At 50.4% G+C, this 19036-nt stretch carries 16 protein-coding genes; 6 read left to right on the forward strand and 10 right to left on the reverse strand.

Going from position 1 to position 19036, the window contains the following annotated elements; genetic code table 11:
* Positions 1 to 24: 24 nt before the first annotated feature.
* The 5 genes from gap to edd all read right to left on the reverse strand — a co-directional run bounded on the left by gap (position 25) and on the right by edd (position 5894).
* Positions 25 to 1059, reverse strand: a complete 1035-nt coding sequence (gene gap, locus ACJJI4_RS15765) for a type I glyceraldehyde-3-phosphate dehydrogenase (RefSeq protein WP_444925751.1) — start codon at positions 1057 to 1059, stop codon at positions 25 to 27.
* Between the two features lie 75 nt (positions 1060 to 1134).
* On the reverse strand, positions 1135 to 1761 hold the full coding sequence (gene eda / locus ACJJI4_RS15770; protein WP_413663094.1) for a bifunctional 4-hydroxy-2-oxoglutarate aldolase/2-dehydro-3-deoxy-phosphogluconate aldolase: 627 nt from the start codon (positions 1759 to 1761) through the stop codon (positions 1135 to 1137).
* A 21-nt stretch (positions 1762 to 1782) separates the two neighbouring features.
* Positions 1783 to 2493: a 6-phosphogluconolactonase gene (pgl, locus tag ACJJI4_RS15775; RefSeq protein WP_413663095.1), complete on the reverse strand. Its 711-nt coding sequence runs from the start codon at positions 2491 to 2493 to the stop codon at positions 1783 to 1785.
* Between the two features lie 69 nt (positions 2494 to 2562).
* Positions 2563 to 4023, reverse strand: coding sequence for a glucose-6-phosphate dehydrogenase (gene zwf / locus ACJJI4_RS15780; protein WP_444925752.1), 1461 nt, complete (start codon positions 4021 to 4023; stop codon positions 2563 to 2565).
* A 53-nt stretch (positions 4024 to 4076) separates the two neighbouring features.
* Entirely contained in the window at positions 4077 to 5894 is a 1818-nt protein-coding gene (gene edd / locus ACJJI4_RS15785) for a phosphogluconate dehydratase (protein WP_444925753.1), read from the reverse strand.
* 828 nt (positions 5895 to 6722) lie between these two features.
* On the opposite strand from edd, the gene ACJJI4_RS15790 reads away from it, so the two are divergent.
* Positions 6723 to 7769: a LacI family DNA-binding transcriptional regulator gene (locus ACJJI4_RS15790; protein WP_444925754.1), complete on the forward strand. Its 1047-nt coding sequence runs from the start codon at positions 6723 to 6725 to the stop codon at positions 7767 to 7769.
* 29 nt (positions 7770 to 7798) lie between these two features.
* Here ACJJI4_RS15790 and nagA read toward each other — a convergent pair whose 3' ends face one another.
* Complete coding sequence (gene nagA, locus ACJJI4_RS15795; RefSeq protein WP_444925755.1) at positions 7799 to 8929, reverse strand: N-acetylglucosamine-6-phosphate deacetylase; 1131 nt, start codon at positions 8927 to 8929, stop codon at positions 7799 to 7801.
* A 32-nt stretch (positions 8930 to 8961) separates the two neighbouring features.
* Positions 8962 to 9960 carry a glucosamine-6-phosphate deaminase NagB-II gene (nagB-II, locus tag ACJJI4_RS15800; RefSeq protein WP_444925756.1) on the reverse strand — a complete coding sequence of 333 codons (999 nt, stop codon included), beginning with the start codon at positions 9958 to 9960 and terminating at the stop codon, positions 8962 to 8964.
* A gap of 262 nt (positions 9961 to 10222) precedes the next feature.
* Between nagB-II and ACJJI4_RS15805 the strand changes: the two genes are divergently transcribed.
* Positions 10223 to 11089: a DUF6279 family lipoprotein gene (locus ACJJI4_RS15805; RefSeq protein WP_444925757.1), complete on the forward strand. Its 867-nt coding sequence runs from the start codon at positions 10223 to 10225 to the stop codon at positions 11087 to 11089.
* 190 nt (positions 11090 to 11279) lie between these two features.
* Entirely contained in the window at positions 11280 to 12554 is a 1275-nt protein-coding gene (locus tag ACJJI4_RS15810; RefSeq protein ID WP_444925758.1) for an aspartate aminotransferase type Ic, read from the forward strand.
* An 84-nt stretch (positions 12555 to 12638) separates the two neighbouring features.
* On the opposite strand, the gene olsF is transcribed toward ACJJI4_RS15810, so the two are convergent.
* From olsF to ACJJI4_RS15825, 3 genes are all read right to left on the reverse strand, one after another.
* Complete coding sequence (gene olsF / locus ACJJI4_RS15815) at positions 12639 to 14312, reverse strand: bifunctional ornithine lipid synthase OlsF (protein WP_444915682.1); 1674 nt, start codon at positions 14310 to 14312, stop codon at positions 12639 to 12641.
* Entirely contained in the window at positions 14309 to 15100 is a 792-nt protein-coding gene (locus tag ACJJI4_RS15820; RefSeq protein WP_444896292.1) for a UDP-2,3-diacylglucosamine diphosphatase, read from the reverse strand. The genes olsF and ACJJI4_RS15820 overlap by 4 nt, the downstream gene beginning before the upstream one ends.
* Before the next feature lie 311 nt (positions 15101 to 15411).
* Positions 15412 to 15744, reverse strand: a complete 333-nt coding sequence (locus ACJJI4_RS15825; protein WP_172975496.1) for a DUF1820 family protein — start codon at positions 15742 to 15744, stop codon at positions 15412 to 15414.
* A gap of 180 nt (positions 15745 to 15924) precedes the next feature.
* Between ACJJI4_RS15825 and miaB the strand changes: the two genes are divergently transcribed.
* From miaB to ybeY, 3 genes are all read left to right on the forward strand, one after another.
* The gene (miaB, locus tag ACJJI4_RS15830) at positions 15925 to 17292 is read left to right on the forward strand and encodes a tRNA (N6-isopentenyl adenosine(37)-C2)-methylthiotransferase MiaB (protein ID WP_413663105.1); all 1368 of its coding nucleotides are present in this window, start codon (positions 15925 to 15927) and stop codon (positions 17290 to 17292) included.
* Between the two features lie 194 nt (positions 17293 to 17486).
* A complete protein-coding gene (locus ACJJI4_RS15835; RefSeq protein WP_413663106.1) occupies positions 17487 to 18542 on the forward strand; it encodes a PhoH family protein in 1056 nt (351 codons plus the stop codon).
* Between the two features lie 16 nt (positions 18543 to 18558).
* On the forward strand, positions 18559 to 19029 hold the full coding sequence (gene ybeY, locus ACJJI4_RS15840; protein ID WP_444925759.1) for an rRNA maturation RNase YbeY: 471 nt from the start codon (positions 18559 to 18561) through the stop codon (positions 19027 to 19029).
* The last annotated feature ends 7 nt before the right edge of the window (positions 19030 to 19036 follow it).

Below are 19036 nucleotides of genomic sequence, written 5' to 3' on the forward strand. Positions count from 1 at the left end.
CCAAAATATGGTAAATGAGGGGAATCAGGCGGATTCAGCAACAGGCTGGTTCAACTGAAGCGTTTCAGCCATCGCCAAACTGGTATCCAACATGCGGTGGGAGAAGCCCCACTCGTTGTCATACCAAGCCATGACCTTCACCAAGTTACCATTCACACGGGTGTGGTTGGCATCAAAGTGACTGGAGGCACTGGTGTGATTGAAGTCCACGGATACCAAGGGCTGATCGCAGTAGGTCAGTACACCGCCACTGGCCTTAGCAGCTTCCTGCATAATGCGGTTAACTTCTTCGGCGGTGGTGTCACGGCCGGAAATAAACTGACAGTCCACCAGAGACACATTACTTATCGGTACACGGACGGCCATACCATCGAGGCGACCTTTTAACTCAGGCAATACCAAACCTACCGCTGCAGCCGCACCTGTTTTGGTAGGGATCATATTATCCGCCGCCGCACGGGCACGATAAATATCTGCGTGCACTGCATCTTGGGTATTCTGGTCATTGGTATAGGCATGCACGGTGGTCATAAAGCCGCGCTCAATACCCAATTCACGATGCAGTGCTTGAGCTACAGGTGCCAGACAGTTGGTGGTGCAGGATGCATTGGACACCACACGGTGATCCGCAGTGAGATTGCTGTCGTTTACACCGTAAACAACTGTGAGATCCGCATCTTTTGAGGGTGCAGAAATCAGCACTGCAGCGGCACCGGCTTCAATATGGGCAGAAGCGGAAGCGCGATCGGTAAAGCGGCCAGTACACTCCAGGACTAAATCCACACCCAATTGCTTCCAAGGCAATTTGGAAGGATCGCGCTCCTGGCAAACCTGAACTCGATCACCACCAATAACCAGAGCATCACCATCGACTTTGACGTCTGTACCAAAGCGACCGTGAATAGTATCGAAGCGAGTCAGGTGAGCATTAGAAGCTACCGGAGCGAGATCATTAATCGCGACCAATTGAACACGATCGCTGTAGCCTGATTCGTAGATAGCTCGGGTGACATTTCTACCGATACGACCGTAACCATTAATGGCAATTTTAATTTTCATCTCGCTTTACCCTCTTTATATGCTTCTGGTTTTTCAAGTGGCACCCGCTTGCGAGTGCACCATACCGAGTGTGTGTTATTTCAATTCCGCAGCTTGTTTTGCCAGACGAGTAATCTCTGCCCAGTTCTTTTCACGAACCAGAGTGCTGCTCGCCATCCAGGAACCACCGACACAAACCACATTGTTCAGAGCCAGAAAGTCCGGGGCATTTTGAGGCCCTATACCACCGGTGGGACAAAAGCGAACGTCCTGTAGCGGACCGCCAATGGATTTCAGCATTGGCACTCCCCCTGCCGCCTGGGCTGGGAAAAATTTCTGGTAGCGATAACCACGCTCGTAGAGGCGCATCACTTCTGAAACACTGGCAGCACCGGGCAGCAACGGTACTTCACTGCCTTCAGCAGCATTCAGTAGGCGGTCGGTTGCGCCGGGGCTCACCATAAAGCTGGCGCCGGCTTCGATAGAGCGACGCAGATCATCACCATTTAGCACCGTGCCAGTTCCCACATGGGCTTCCGGCAGGTGTTTTGCAATTTGTTCAACAACTTCCAGGGCTGCCTCAGTGCGCAGGGTTACCTCAAGTACTTTCAGGCCACCTTCAATCAAAGCGCCGGCAAGAGGGAGGGCATCTTCAACTTTATCTACAACCAGTACTGGGACAACGCCAGCTACCTGCAAAATCTCGGCGATATTTTTCTGCATCAGATAATTCCAAATCTTTCGTTAAGGCGCCCAGTAAACAGTGACTGGTTTCAGCCCCTGCTTAAGAATACTGCGCACCGGCATTTCTAACTCATCACTGCCGAGCAACGCCTCGCGATAAACTTTTAGCTTCTCTTCGCCAGTGATCAATAACTTGATATTGCGCGCTTGCAAAATTGCACTCAGGGTCAAAGTCATACGCTCGGTATTGGAGCCGGTAACTTCACTTTGATTAGCAGTAATTGCCTTGCACAACTTTTGTGATTCAGGATTTAGTGCATCCTGTAAGCCCTGTGCATGGGGGAATAGTGATGCGGTGTGGCCGTCACTGCCCATACCCAGCAAACAAACATCAAATGGTTTCTGCAACTCGCCATATGCGCGCTCACAGGCCTCTTCACCTTCAGCGGCTGATGCATGTGAATTTTTCATACCCAGAAAATTGGCTTCGGCTCCAAAATTCTGTAAAAGCGACTTTTCAATAAAAGCTGCGTTACTACCGCTTTCGGTTTTTTCTACCCAGCGCTCATCAACGAGAGCAGCTGTAATTTGCGACCACGGAAGCGGGCGTTTGGATAGCTCGCGATATACTGGTTCCGGCGTACTGCCGCCAGATACCAGGAAACTTGCGTGATTATTTTCTTTAATACCTTTTTGCAGTTCGCAAGCACAATCGTGGGCTAGAGCCTGCACCAGGCGCTCGCGATCTTGGAAAAATTTTTCTTCAGCCATGGATTCTTCCATTTCTCTTAGTGGAAACCGGCGCGGTAAAATTAATAGCTGCGCCGGCTTTCCAAATTATTACTGCGCGTTAAACCAATGACGATCAGTGCGTGACAGCAGTTTTTCTGCCTCTTCTGGCCCCCAGCTACCTGCAGGATAGGGCTGCGGCTGATTAGCCGTTTCGCGCCAATGCTCAATAATTGGATCCACCCACGCCCAGGCAGCAGCAACTTCGTCACGGTGGATAAAAAGCGCGGGATTATTTGCTGCAGCATCCAACATCAGGCGCTTATAAGCGTCGCTGCGGAAGCTGTCGTAAGTATCAGAAAGGGTTAAATTCAATTCAGCCGGTTGCAACTCGGTGGTGAGACTGTCCATTTTCTTCGCCATCAAAACCAGTTTGATACTTTCTTCTGGCTGTAAGCGAATAACCAAACGGTTGGGAACAATCTTTCCGGCTGACTCATCGTATACATGATGAGAAACATTTTTGTACTGCACTACAATTTCGGCACAGCGCTTTTCCATGCGTTTACCAGTACGCAAGTAAAACGGCACCCCTGCCCAACGCCAACTATCGATATGCGCTCGAATGGCAACGAAGGTTTCGGTTGAACTGGTTCCACCGTCGAGCTCATCGAGGTAACCAGGAACATCATTGCCATTGATTTGCCCAGCTATATACTGGCCACGCACAACGTTTTTATCGACCAAGTTTCCGGTAAGCGGGCGCAAAGCCTCAAGCACCTTAATTTTTTCTGCACGGATATTCTTCGCCGACATACTGTTGGGAGATTCCATGGCGATAAGGCACAGCAGTTGCAGCAGATGGTTTTGCACCATATCCCGCATAGCACCAGTTTCATCATAAAAACCCGCACGCCCTTCCAGGCCTACGGTTTCTGAAATACTGATCTGGATATGATCAATGGTTTTTGCATCCCAAAGATGCTCAAACAATACATTGCTAAAACGCAGTGCAAGAAGGTTTTGGACAGTTTCTTTACCCAGGTAGTGATCGATACGGAAGATACTATCTTCCGGGAAGTAACTGGCAATTTTACTGTTAATTTCATCAGAGGTTTGGGCGTTATAGCCCAGTGGCTTTTCCACTACGACTCTAGAATTTCCAGTAATCAGGCCTTTTACGGAGAGGTTTTCACAACAGGGGCCGAATACCGCGGGCGGTATTGCCAAATAGAAAATACGAACCCGCTCTGAGTCGGAACCGAGAATTTCTGCCAGGTGATCCCACTGGCTATCCGGTACGGCAATGTCCAGTGCGATCGGACAAAGTAATTGGCTAAATTGGTCCCAGCTCGAAGCACTGTACTCACCCTCACGGAGATATTTTTGCAGTGCCTGGTGGGCTGTATCGATATATTGATCAACATCTGACTGGCGGCGACACACCGGAAGGATGCGACAGCCCTCAACCAAGCTGCCCTCTCTAAATGCTCGGTAAAGTGCCGGTAGTAACTTGCGCAGTGCAAGGTCTCCGCCTCCACCAAATAACACCATATCAAAAGGGTTAATCATAAATTTTGCTCTGAGATCGTTCTTGTCTCGGAGCCTGTTTGGCTCCGTAATAATCAATAAAGAATACTTGCACCGGTCTCTGCACCACTGGCAAGCCCGCGCATATTAGCGAATAGTTCACGGCCGGTACCACGGGCACTTTTAGACAGGTCACACTGGGCCGGTTGGCGGGCATTAAATTCAGCTTCATCTACCAGTACGCGTAAAACACCAGCCTCTGAGTCGAGTTCAATCATGTCACCCTCTTGTACCTTGGCAATCGCACCGCCCTCTACGGCTTCCGGTGACATATGAATGGCAGCTGGGACTTTCCCGGAAGCGCCGGACATACGCCCATCGGTGACTAATGCCACTTTAAAGCCACGGTCCTGTAGCACCCCCAACGTCGGTGTTAGCTTGTGCAGTTCCGGCATACCGTTGGCGCGAGGTCCCTGGAATCTCACTACAGCGACAAAGTCACGCTCTAGCTCACCGGCTTTGAATCGCTTGAGCAGGTCGTCCTGGTTATCTAGAACAATGGCCGGAGCCTTCACTTTGAGGTGCTCAGGTTTAACCGCAGAGACTTTGATTACACTGCGCCCAAGGTTTCCTTCGAGCAACTGCAAGCCACCATGCTGGGAGAAAGGGTCAGTGGCTGGACGAATGACCGTCGTATCACCGCTCTCTTCTGGAGTGGGTTTCCAAACCACTCCACCTGTATCACTGTTGAGGAAGGGGTCTTCACAGTAAGGTTCGAGACCGGAATTACCGAGTACTGTGTGCACATCATCGTGTAAAAGGCCAGCGGAGCGGAGTTCGCGAATCAGGAACTGCATACCGCCGGCTGCGGCAAAGTGGTTGATATCCGCAGTGCCGTTCGGGTACACATGACAAAGCAACGGCACCACTTCAGAGAGGTCTGCCATATCCTGCCAAGTCAACTGAATACCTGCTGCACGCGCCATCGCAATAAGGTGCAATGTGTGGTTTGTAGATCCGCCGGTAGCGAGCAATCCCACCACTCCGTTGACGAATGCTTTTTCGGTGAGAATTTTAGCTACCGAAGTATGCTGGCTCGGTTCAGTAATTTTTACCAATTGCGCCACAGCAGCTTCATTTAATGCCGAGCGCAAATCAGTACCGGGGTTTACGAAGGAACTGCCGGGCAATTGCAGCCCCATAATTTCTACCAACATCTGGTTACTGTTGGCAGTGCCGTAAAAGGTGCAAGTGCCGGCACTGTGGTAGGAAGCACTCTCGGCTTCCAATAGTTCAGAGCGCCCTACTTTACCTTCAGCATACAGCTGGCGAACCCGGACTTTTTCCGCATTGGACAGACCTGTGGGCATTGGACCCGCAGGTACAAAAATTGAAGGTAAGTGGCCAAAAGAGAGAGCACCAATAACCAGGCCGGGGACAATTTTGTCGCAGATACCCAGGAATATGGCTCCTTCGAAAACATCATGCGAAAGCGCGATTGCTGTGGACATGGCAATCACATCTCGCGAAAACAGGCTGAGTTCCATCCCTGCACGCCCTTGAGTCACCCCATCGCACATTGCCGGTACGCCACCGGCAACCTGAGCCGTTGCGCCATTGCGCGCAGCTGCCTCTTTCAATTGAGCAGGGTAGGCACCATAAGGCTGATGAGCGGACAACATATCGTTGTATGCGTTGACGATACCCAGGTTCGGCCCCCGCCCAGAGGCGATCAACTGCTTATCACCTTCCGGAGATGCAGCTATTGCGTGGGCCAAGTTTCCGCAAGACACATGTGCCGCTGCCCGCCCTTCAATATGCGCTTTCTCAACCTGCGCCAGATACTCTGCACGAGTTTCTTCGCTGCGCTTAATGATGCGTTCGGTAACGGTCTGAAGCTTGCTGTGAACCATGACTATTCCGTAATAACTCTGTTGAGGTGGTCTCTAGTTACAAAAACCACCAGGGTCACATTTCAGTGGCATCAGCCACCTGTGATTATCTTTCCGTGGAGCGCCTTTCGGCGGAATGGCTCCCACTGCAACCCTTTGGTTGTAGTGCCACCAATGTCCTATTGCCCAATCGTAAATCTGAAGCAGAAGGAACAAAGTTGCCTTTATCAGATCGCTGGAAACCCAATCATTCCAGCGGAAAACCTTTCAGCCCACGGCAAGACTGCTTATGGAGACTTATGGGAAATCCTGTTATCGGGTAGAAATCTCACTTCCGAACCTCTTCCCGCTCTTAGAGCTGAATGTTAGTGATCCAACAATGCCGGAACCTCCTCCCCACTGAGGTGGTAGAGACTTTGGACGCCCGGCTTGAGTAATTCACCCAATCTGTAGCCACTCAATCTTATTGATGCGCATTATGTAGTAAAACTACAAAAATTTTCAAGAGGCTTCAAATAGTGATTGAAGATGTTGACCAGGGGAGACAGGCATATAGGAGGCATTTGGCGTAAAAGCCATCATTTTCTTTAATACTGGGAAACTTAATGCCTTCATTCAGTCACAAAGTGAAAGATTGGCCTTACTTAGGTGTAGGATTTTTACAGACAAATGATAAGGTCTAGAAATCTCAACGCATTGGGATAAAAAACTACAAATTACCCACAAATTAAGAAAGGAAGCGCACTCCATAAACTAATTGCAGACTCATAACTGTTAAAATCCCACCTTCCAGCAATACTTACTTGTCGATGCCAGCAAGGCCAAGGCTCAGATAGAACTAGTTGATGCATGAAAGTCACAATTAACGATGTTGCCGAGCGCGCCGGCGTATCTATCAAAACAGTGTCCAGGGTGATCAATAATGAGCCCTCTGTACGCGCAGCCACTCGGCAAAAAGTGCTCGACGCAGTCAAAAGCCTGAACTACACACCCAATCTGGCCGCGCGGAATCTGGCGGGGACACATTCCTACTCCATCGCATTTATTTATGACAACCCTAATGCCTACTACGTTATCGATATGCAAAACGGCATATTGGAAGCCTGCAGAGCAAAAGGGTATGAACTACTTATCCATCCATGCAGTTCGAAATCTCCAGTTATCCACAGCGACCTAAATAAACTGGTCGAGCACGGCAAAGTAGCCGGATTGGTCCTGACCCCCCCTTTTTCAGAGTCACCTTCTTTTATCGATACGCTCCAATCCATGAATGTGGAATTTGTGCGAATTATTTCCTCCACCAGTACAGAGGAAGCAAAGGGAAAATCTATACAGATTGACGACCGCCAAGCCGCCTACAATATTACCCAGCACCTACTTTCACTCGGGCACAAACGTATCGCTTATCTAAGCGGAGGCGAGGAGCACCTTTCTACATTGGGGCGCCAAAATGGATACAGCCAGGCACTCAAAGATGCAGGAATAGCAGTAGACCGACATTTGATTGTTGAAGGGAAATATTCATTTGAATCGGGCGAGATTAATGCGAGAAAGATCCTCGACAGCGACAAACCTCCCTCAGCAATATTTGCCGCTAATGACGAAATCGCAGCGGGCGCTCTATTTGCTGCTCGTATGTTAAAGATTGATGTTCCCGGGCAAGTCTCTATCGCAGGATTTGAAGACAGCCCATTTTCTCGACAAACCTGGCCCAAACTTACAACCGCACACCAACCCAACCAGGAAATCGCCCGTTCGGCAGCAGAATTACTGCTTGAGAAAATTCAGTGTAAAAGTTCAAAAGAACTCAATGGTTCCGGGCAAGAGGGTGAAACATACCGTAGCTTCACCCCCGAGTTAATTATTCGACAATCCACTGGCCCCGCGCCCAAATAACCCCTTCAGCTTAAGAGAGACCTGGAAAGTTAATTTCGTCGATAAATTTCACGCCCCAGGCTCCAGGTCCTATTCACTTGCAGATCCTCACCTAATAAAACCATATCCGCTCGGGCCCCTTCAGTGATTACACCTGCCCCCAGACCAAGGAACTGCGCCGGATACAAACTTGCCATGCGCAGCGCTTCCAGCAATTCAATCCCACACCAGTCGCTGATATTTTTAACCGCGCCGATCATATCCAAGTGAGAACCCGCTAATTCTCCGGTACTGGAGGTCAGTTTATCCCCTTCTCGTGTAACCACTCGATTAAATAGGGGAAAACTGGTGGCATCACTGCCCACTAGCGACATTGCATCGGTTACCAGTAACAACTTACCGCGAGGTTTTGCTTTCAAAGCTAACGCCATAGCGCCGGTACTGACATGGTGGCCATCGGCAATTAATCCACACCAGGCATCATCCCGGATCAGGGCTGCCCCCACCATACCCGGCTCACGCGAATGAAGCGGGGACATTGCATTGTATAAGTGGGTAAATCCTGTCGCTCCAGCATCCAACGCAGCTTCAACAACTTCAGCACTCGCATTCGAATGGCCGAGACAAACATGAACCCCCAGGGAAACCAACTTTCGGATATCGGATACCGATACACACTCTGGCGCCAGAGTGACCAAGCGGATTCCCAGGTCTTCCCGGGCGTAGAGGGAGAGCTCCTCATGACTCAAAGAGCGGATAAACCCTCCTTCATGGGTACCCTTTTTGGCCTCACTTAAATGCGGCCCCTCAAAATGTACTCCAATCACACCCGGAACACCGCTGGACAAGGCCCCACTTACCGCATCGGCTGCCTGCTGCATCACTGGAAAGCTATCCGTAATCAAGGTGGGCAGGAAAGCACTGGTACCAAACTGACTATGGGCTTCGCTTATTTTCTGAAGCGCATTAACTGAGGGCTCCTGATTAAACAGTACACCACCTCCACCATTGACCTGGATATCAATAAAGCCCGGCACCAACAAACCCGGTAAGCGCTCAGCATCGGAACTCACTCCCCCACCCACTGCGGAAATCAGTCCGCTATCTCCAATGGTGATAGCAACATCTGCAAGTATGCGCTCGCCATCAAATAGCTTTTCAGCAATCAGGATAACCCCCACTTCCCCCTCCCAAATATTATTTTCTGTTTTATTCAGACTGTCTGAGTAACTTTCTTTAAACCCGCCGGCTCATCGGGATTAATCCCCCGACTTACCGCCACGTGGGCCACATCGATATAAAAACGCTGCAACAGCGCCAGTGGAGCCACCCTCGGGTGAACCCCCTTACTCGGCACATGCAAATTAATCAGAGCCGCCCCACGCCGTCGAATTTCATCGATCTGCTGGCTGTGTGTGGGGAATGACTCATCCTCGATTGGAACATTCACCACTGTCAATTTCCCTTCCACCAGCGTAACGGGGCCATGCAAGAATTCCGCACTGGAATAGGACTCCGCATGGATATTGCAGACTTCTTTTAACTTCAGCGCCAGTTCCCGGGTAATCCCATAACCGGGACCCCGCCCCAAAACTACCAGATTTTGTACCGAGGCCAGGTTTTCCGGACGCAATTGAATTTCTGCCCGCACCGCAGATCTCAAAGTTTCCGGCAACTTTTCCAGAGCATTACAAAGAGCGGGATTCTGCGTCCAACTGGCGACCATCTGCAGTATCGCAGATAGGGTCGCTAGATAACTTTTTGTAGCTGCAACCGCTTTTTCCGGGCCAGCCTTTAGGGGAATTACCAAGTCAACCACATCTTTAATCGGCGCATCTTCATCGTTAAGCAAAGCGACTGTATAAGCCCCCTGCTCTCTCGCCATGCGGGCCTGGGTCAGAATATCTGGGCTTCTCCCAGACTGGGAAATGACGATAACCAGGGCCTCATCGAGCTTTAATTTGCGACCATAAACACTGGAGACCGACGGTGCGGCAGCAAAAGTAGGGGTACCAGTTTCAATCTCTATCAGATACTTGGCAAAGACGCCCGCATGATCAGAAGAACCCCTCCCCACAATCATCACAAAACGAGGAGGCTTCTGGCGCAGCCGCTCTCCCAGATGAGACATTATATTGGCATTGGAATGCAGCTGTTCAGCAATCCTATCCGGCGCCTCACGAGCCTCAGCCTCCATGACCGTGGTAACCATAATACTTCCTACCTGACTCACTCAAAATATGAACCCAGTTCTCACATTAATACCGAGCTCCATCAAACAGTCTATGCCCAGCAGTACTTCACCTCGGTTAATTGACGCCATTAATCGTCCTGCTTTGTTTTCAAACGCCCACTAGCTCGACAACCCGATACCCCATTACTGTCACAACAAAACTGGAATTGGGTATACCTTTTTAATCTATGCTTAAGGCACCCCTATCAGTCGCTGCCGATCATATCTACAGGAAGGATCAATGCCCCAAACCCCGGGCAGTTGCACCACACAAAAATGGCGTTTAATCATTCTCCTTGTAGTTGCGAGCTTACTGAGCAGCTGCTCCAGCATTCAATTCGCCTATAACAACATTGACTATTGGATTCGCTGGAAGCTTCGTGACTATGTCGACTTAAATTCCCAGCAAGAGCTGGAGTTTCAAGGGGCTCTAAACAGCTTCTTTCACTGGCACCGCCAAACACAGCTACCAAAATATGCCGATTTCCTGAGCCAACTGGCAGATAAAGTAGATCAAGGCCAACTTGAGAATCCTCAGCTGGCCCCAGTTGAAAAAGAGGTGTACCACTTCATCGAAAGCGCCAGTAACAACGCCTTCAACTTAATGCTTCCTATTGTGGCGCAGTTAACACCACAACAGATTGATCGCCTGCAACACAACCTGGCCAAAAAGCAGCAGAAAACACTGGAAAAATGGCAGCGCTCGCCGTGGAAAATACAACGACACCGCGATCGGCAAATTCGCCGGGAGAGCAGGCGATGGCTGGGAAGTTTAACCGAGCAACAAAAGCAGCTGATCGCAGCCTGGGTAAAGCAGGTAGAGTACAACCCTGTTTTACGTAACGAACAACATATGATTTGGCAGCAACATGCCATTGAGCTTCTCCGACAGAAGCCTGATGGATACAAACAACAGTTGCGCGGTCTATTGGAAAACCCAGACCAACTTTGGTCCGAAGAATATCGCAAGGCGCAAGAGCAGCGCAAAACCCAAGCTCGCGAACTGGGAGAACAAATTCTATCCAGTACCAGCCCCACACAACGTCGTCATCTAAGCAAAACTCTGCGCGACTATGCCCAGGACTTCCGCTCTCTAGCCAGCCAATAATCAGACGCCCAGATCCCAACACCACCGCCGAACTGATGAACGACATGAGAGCTCAAAAGCTAGCGTATCCAGGATAAATTCCACTCAATAGATTCAAGAGAAACTAATAATCATGTGTGATTTCCTGCTGACGAAAGCGACCTAAGGCTGATAAGCTCGCCAACTCACATTACCAGCCAGGGGAATTCAAGTGCATATCGAATCCGCCACACAGGAACAATTGATCGAGTGGGAAAAAGAATTAAGCGCTCACTACAACAAGATCTGTCAACACGAGTTAAGCCTGGATATCACACGTGGAAAGCCCTCGGCGGAGCAATTAAAACTTTCCGATAAACTTGATGGAATTCTCTCCGGTGACTATCGAGCGGCAGACGGTACCGACACTCGCAACTACGGTGGCTTAATCGGTCTGACCTGCGCAAGGGAGCTGGGAGCCGAAATGCTTCAAGTGCCGGTCAACGAAGTGATTGCCGGAGGCAACAGCTCTCTTACACTGATGTATCACGCCCTAGTCACCGGTTACCTGTTCGGCTTTGCGGGCACTACCCCCTGGCGCGAATTAAAAGCTCCCAAATTTCTCTGCCCTGTTCCCGGCTATGATCGCCATTTTACGATCTGTGAGCAGCTGGGTATCGAGATGATTAACGTGCCCATGGGAGAGCAGGGGCCCGACATGGAGCTTGTGGAAAAGCTCGTGCGTGAAGACGCAGAGATTGTTGGTATTTGGTGTGTGCCCAAGTTTTCAAATCCAACAGGAGCCACTTACAGCAAGGAAACTGTAGAAAGATTGGCGCAACTGGGACAATTTGCCGGCGCTAGCTTCCGGATATTTTGGGACAATGCCTATTCGGTGCACGACATTGGCAACTATGTAAATCTGCCAAATATTCGCACAGCAACCCTGGAAAATGATACTGCAGACTCCGTAATACAGTTTGCCTCAACTTCAAAAGTCACCCACGCTGGCGCAGGCGTTGCGTTTGTGAGCGCCAGCCAGGCAAATCTCGATTCCCTCAAAGGCCAAATGCAGGCAATGACCATTGGTCCTGACAAAGTCAACCAGTTGCGTCACTCGAGATTTTTTACCGAATACACCAGCCTGACAGAACACATGCATAAACATGCAGATATTCTTCGCCCGAAGTTCGAGTGTGTTCTGGAGCATTTACATAATGCCCTCACCGATGCAGATATGGGTACTTGGGAAAAACCTGAAGGGGGTTATTTTGTTTCCTTTAATACCCTTCCCGGTTGCGCAAAAGCAGTGGTTAAAATGGCTGCGGATGCCGGAGTAAAATTAACACCTGCCGGCGCTACCTTCCCTTATGGTGAGGACCCTGAGGACAGCAATATTCGTATTGCACCCAGTTTCCCACCGCTGGAAGAACTGGATACCGCAATGTCTGTTTTCGTCCTCTGTGTCAAACTGGTGAGTCTACGTAAAAAGCTTGGCAAAATTTAACCATCCAAAATGCCAGGTGAGATTTCCTGAATCTTCAAAAAAGGCAGCTTTACGCTGCCTTTTTCATAAAGAGCCACTTCTAAGTCAGCTGGATAAATAACGTTTAGCAAACTTCTCGTCCACTTTTGATAAATCAACAACGACCAGCCCATCCACAGCATCACAAAAATCCGGGTCAATATTAAAGGCGTGGAAACTGGTTCCTCCCGTTTTAGTAACAGAGGCATACTTTTTAAATAGGGGAGGTAGCATAACGCCCTCCTCACGCAAAATATGCTTCAATTGACGCATATCTGACACCGAATCCCCAAGTAATTCAGGCAGTTCAGATTGTGCTTCCGGAAATGGCAGTCGAGCATCCCCCAAGGAGTTTTCAGGAGCAAAATAATGGGAAAAATAGCGCACAATAACGGACTTCGCTCTCACGGAAAATGTACCGGGCATAGACACCGGGCCAAATAGGTAGCGTACCTTATTGCGCAATACCCACTGCCCAATAGCACACCAGAGCAGGTCTAACCCGCGCCCTCTCCAATATTCCGGCAGTAGGAAGCTACGCCCTAGCTCAGCAGAATCTGGCAGGCACTGCCGAGGAGGCTGCGGGTAATTAAATAGCGTACTGCTGTATATCTGATCATCCGAGAGCGCCTCGGTCGCTGCTATGCGGTAAGCTCCTGCAATCTGTCGATTTTCTGCATCCCACAACAATAGATGGTCGTAATGAGCATCAAACGCATCCCAATCCCGGCTCTGGCCGGTCCCTTCCCCCACTGAGCGAAAGGCTATCTCCCTCACTCTGGCCAATTCCCGCATGACGGGGCAATCTGCTTTTTGCCGATACAAACGCACAGAAAAATTACCCAGTTCAGAGAGTGATACACAGGACTCAACCACTCGCGCCACATCGGCTTTTGGCTCAGCTTCAACAATTAATTCCGGCCCCAGAGGGGCGGGCGAACGATGTAACTGGTAGACATGTTTACGCCACAGAGCAGCCTTGGCGCGGGGTGTTAGCGGCCAGCTACGAAAGTGTTCCGCTTCCAAGGGACGTCCTATACGAATATCGATACTGCGGCTGGCCTGTTTAAACATCTCCCTAATCAACCATAAAGTCGAGAGGGGCTTGTTCAACATGGAGAGGCCATAGAACCACCAGGAATTCCTCCCTAAAACCTGCACCGGCAATATCGGCGCATTGGTTTTTTCCGCAAAACGGGCAAAGCCTGAATTCCAGCGTCCATCCCGAACCCCATGGGGGGTGAGCCTGGATACTTCTCCCGCCGGGAAAATAATAATCGCTCCCCCGTCACCTAAATGGCTATAGATACCTTCAATATCGGCTCGACGGGTACGCCCATTAAAGTTATCTACGGGCAATAAACAGGGGCGCAGGGATTTTATGTTCCATAATAATTGGCTTGCGACAGCTCGAACATCTTTCCGTACCCGCGCTACCATATCGATCAGAGCGAGACCATCCAGGCTTCCTAAGGGGTGATTAGACACAATCACCAGCGGCCCACTAGTGGGAACCCGAGCCAACTCTGATGGATTTAATTCGTAGCGAAAATTCAAGTCATCGAATACTTGGCGAATAAAATCCAGGCCGCCAAGGTGGGGGTAACTGCTGGTAAATTCCTGTAGCTGCTCCTCACAACAGATTTTCTTTACTGTGGCAGAAACCAATTTTCGCGTGGTTTTTTGTGGTGCCGCGCTGTACCAGGCGTTTTTCTGCAAAAGAGTCTCAAGATGAATCATGCCGCAACCACCTCTGTCATTATGCTGGCAATTTTTGGAGTCCGATACCAATGTAAAAGATCTAAATTGCCATCCTGTTGTTCTACAACCGCACTCATAGAGTCGACCCAATCACCACAATTCGCATAGGTCACAGCATCCCCACACACTGTTTTATTTCTAAGGGCAGGCCTATGGATATGGCCACAAATAACACCATCGAACCCCCGCGATATCGCTTCACGGGTGGCGACATCCTCAAAATCACTCATCATTTGTCGAGCGGCACCCACACGATTTTTTATTTGGCTGGCCAGCGACCACCAAGGCTTGTTAAACCGATTGCGCCAATAATTGATCCAGCGATTAAAGCGCAGCATCAGGTAATAACTGCGATCGCCGATATGGTAACTGATTGGATTTATTTTAATTCGGTGTTCAAACTGATCGCCGTGGGTTACCCAAAAGCGGCGCCCATTAGAAGCAGTGTGGATATAGTCTTTTTCAATTCGGATATTGCCGAGCCGCTTTCCGGCCCAGCTGCGCATTGGCGCGTCGTGATTTCCAGGAATATAAATGACTTCAGGCGTCAGGCTACTTAATTCGGAAAGCATTTCCAGTAGCAGCGAAGAGGCCTGACACCATGTACCTCGTCCTTGAGCGAGTGCCTGCATATCAAAAATATCCCCAACCAGATAGACCGTATCGGCGCGATTCTGAGCCAGAAAATCTGCAAGTCGATGGGGCTCACTGTCTCTGCTGCCCAAATGGACATCGGAAATCCACAGTGCGCGATAGCGATTGCTCATAGCAAAGTTCCAGTCTGTACCAGTTATCAGCCCATAAAAATCAGGGCAGATACGCGGCAAAAATATAGGTCGTCGCTTGAGCTAACTTGAGAAAAATCGATAAATCCGTATTTGCTCTCTTGCTAGCAAATTGAGATCAACTAAATACAGAACGGCGTTGATCGTCAGCGCAACCACTTTGCAGCGATTTGATGACAGTCAGGAGGATTTTTATTGAAGCTTATATTGCAGAGGAAAAAAAGGTGCAGCGGATGATTTTGGCGCTAAAAACCGGGCATAGAGCCCGGCCTGATTCAGAGTAAAAATAAAGCTCACTCTGTGTCCTGGGGATGACGGATAGGCGGGGCAAAAGGAAACTTGGCAACTTTGTCACCCTTTACTTCAACAATCTTGCCGGTGCCCTCTTTTTCCACTTCATCGATACGCACGATGCTGTGCATCGGAATATAGGAACGGGTTACCGAAGCAAATTCGGTTTTCAGCTTTTCCTCACTGGGATCGACCACAAGCTGAGCCTTTTCCCCAAATACAAACTCCTCCACCTCGATAAAGCCGTACATATCACTTTGATAGATGGCCCGAGCGTAGAGTTCGTACACTTGGTTTTGATTGTGGAAAATAACTTTATAAATCGGGTTGGCCATAAGTCTCTCAGGATGGGGATGACCCCGAAGCTCAAATTGATCAAAGAACGGGCAAAGCCCGAAAAAGCGCGCAAGAATAGCACAGGTTCGCAACAGCTAATATAGCCATCTATGCAGTGCCGGGTCGTATCGCTATAATGCCCCACCCTAATTGTTGACCAGTTTTTAACCAGGCGCGATATGTCCGAAACATCGGTGAAAAAGCTATATATTAAGACCCACGGCTGCCAAATGAATGAGTACGATTCCGCGAGGATGCGCGATCTGCTCGGCGAGTCCCACGACATGGTACCTACCGACGATCCCGACGAGGCGGATGTACTATTGGTCAACACCTGTTCTATCCGCGAGAAAGCCCAGGAAAAGCTGTTCCACCAGCTGGGCCGTTGGAAGCACCTGAAGGAAAAAAATCCCGACCTGGTGATTGGTGTTGGCGGCTGTGTAGCCAGTCAGGAAGGCGAGGCGATTGCCAAGCGCGCACCCCATGTAGACTTGATCTTTGGTCCCCAGACCCTGCATCGCCTGCCGGAGATGATGGAGACCAAAGAGCAAAAAAGCGGCGCAGTTATCGTCGATGTGAGCTTCCCAGAGATCGAGAAGTTTGATCGCCTGCCCCAGCCAGAGGCCGACGGCGCCACCGCATTTGTCTCTATTATGGAAGGCTGCTCCAAGTACTGTACTTTCTGCGTGGTTCCCTACACCCGTGGCGAAGAAGTCAGCCGCCCTGTGGCCGATGTACTCGAAGAGATCGCCCATCTGGCAGACCAGGGTGTCCGCGAGGTGAACCTGCTTGGGCAAAACGTAAACGCCTACCGCGCTACGGGAGAAGATGGCCACGAAGTAGATTTCGCCGAGCTGATCACTTATGTGGCAGCGATCGATGGCATCGACCGTATCCGCTATACCACCTCTCACCCGGTAGAGTTCTCCGATGCGCTGATCGATGTCTACGGACAGGTGCCAGAACTGGTTAGTCACCTTCACCTGCCCGTACAGAGTGGCTCCGACCGCATTCTGATGGCAATGAAACGCGGCCACACCGCCCTGGAGTACAAATCCAAGATCCGCCGCTTGAAGAAAATTCGCCCGGATATCTGCCTGTCTTCAGACTTTATTATCGGCTTCCCCGGCGAAACTGACAGGGACTTTGAAGCGACCATGAACCTGATCCAGGACGTGGGCTTCGATATCTCCTTCAGCTTTATATACTCCCCTCGCCCAGGCACTCCGGCTGCCGACTTGGCCGATGACACCCCGGAAGAGGTGAAAAAGCAGCGCCTACAGCTGCTGCAAGCGCGGATTAACCAGCAGGCTGCAGCTATTGCCCGCCGCATGGTTGGCAACACTGAGCGTGTGCTGGTAACCGGCGTTTCCAAAAAGGACCCCGGACAGCTGCAAGGCCGCACCGAGAACAACCGGGTAGTCAACTTCCGTGCGGACGATCTCGCCCTGATCGGCAAATTTGCCGATGTTGTGATTGAAGAGGCCCTGCCAAACTCCCTGCGCGGTACTTTAGTCACATCTGAGCTGGAAGAAGATCTGTTCTAAGACTTTGTGATTACCTCAAATAGCGGCAAGATGTACTTCGAAAGCACATCCTGCCGCCAAATTAGGCTCAACTTACCCCCCAAATTACGCCCCGTAATTAAAATCAGGTAAAGTTAGAACCTATTTGTAGGAATCACCTCTTTCCCCTTTAGGGAAAATGGGTATACCCTAGCAATATAACCCCTGGATTAAAGGTGCCGGAAACCAATTTGGAAACACAAACCCTCGCTCACAGCATCACTCTCGAGCCCAACGACGCACGCCGTCTCGCCAATCTCTGCGGTCAGTTCGACCAACACCTACGCCAAATAGAACAGCGCCTGGATATCGAAATTCGAAATCGTGGCAACCAGTTTTCATTTTTCGGCGATGCCAAATCGGCGCGTGCCGCTGGCGAACTACTCAGTAGGCTCTACAAGGAAACCGGTACCAAGGACTATCTCACTCCAGATGAGATTCACCTGGCTCTGCAGCAAGCGGGAGTTGAAGAACTCACCGGCCAGGATGGTAGCGGTGACTCCAGCGAAGCTGACCAAGTAGTACTGATTCGCACGAAGAAGTGCTCGGTACGCCCCAGAGGGCTCAATCAGCGTAAATACGTTCGCGCTGTGCAGACCAATGATATCAATTTCGGTATCGGACCCGCCGGTACCGGTAAAACCTACCTGGCAGTAGCCTGTGCTGTGGAGTCTCTGCTCAAGGATGAAGTTGAGCGAATCCTCCTGGTCCGCCCCGCCGTTGAAGCCGGCGAGAAATTGGGCTTCCTGCCCGGTGACTTGAGCCAAAAGGTAGACCCTTACCTCCGCCCACTCTACGACGCCCTCTACGAAATGCTCGGTTTTGAAACTGTTGGCAAGCTGATCGAGCGCAACGTTATCGAAGTGGCTCCCCTTGCCTATATGCGCGGGCGCACCCTGAATAACGCCTTTGTTATTCTCGATGAGAGCCAAAATACCACCCGCGAGCAGATGAAAATGTTCCTCACGCGGATTGGCTTTGGCTCAACCGCCGTAATTACCGGTGACCCCAGCCAGGTCGACCTGCCCCGTGGCCAAGCTTCCGGTTTGCGCCATGCTGTTGGAGTACTGGGGCGGGTTAACGGAATCAGCTTTACCCACTTTGGAGCCAAGGATGTGGTTCGCCACCCCCTCGTGCAGCGCATTGTGGAGGCCTACGATATTCATGAAGCTGAGCTGGAAATGGCCTCGGCAGATCGAATTTCCAATAAAGCCGATGAGAATGCCGCTTAGAGTCCGCACCTGAGTTATGACTGATTTAATACTCGATGTGCAGCGGGTCAGCCGCTGCCACGACATCCCTTCCGATGAGGCTATCAGCAACTGGGTATCCAAGGCTTTGACCGGCCACCGCAACGAAGCGGAACTGTCGGTGCGAATCGTGGACGAAAGTGAGAGCCAGGAACTTAATCACCAGTACCGAGGCAAGGATAAACCCACTAATGTTTTATCCTTCCCTACCGATTTCCCTGCGGAGCTGGATCTCCCAATGCTTGGAGATCTTGTGATCTGTGCCCCAGTAGTTGAACTGGAAGCGGAGCAACAGAGCAAATCACTATCGGCGCACTGGGCACATATGGTGGTCCATGGCACACTGCACCTTCTAGGTTATGACCATATCGAAGATGCAGACGCTCAGGTTATGGAAAGCCTGGAAACGAAGTTGCTCGCCAACCTCGGCATTGCAGACCCCTACGCCCCACAGGATGAAGTGGGATGATAGCCGC

This window comes from Microbulbifer maximicatervae (SeqCode) (genome assembly GCF_052467305.1).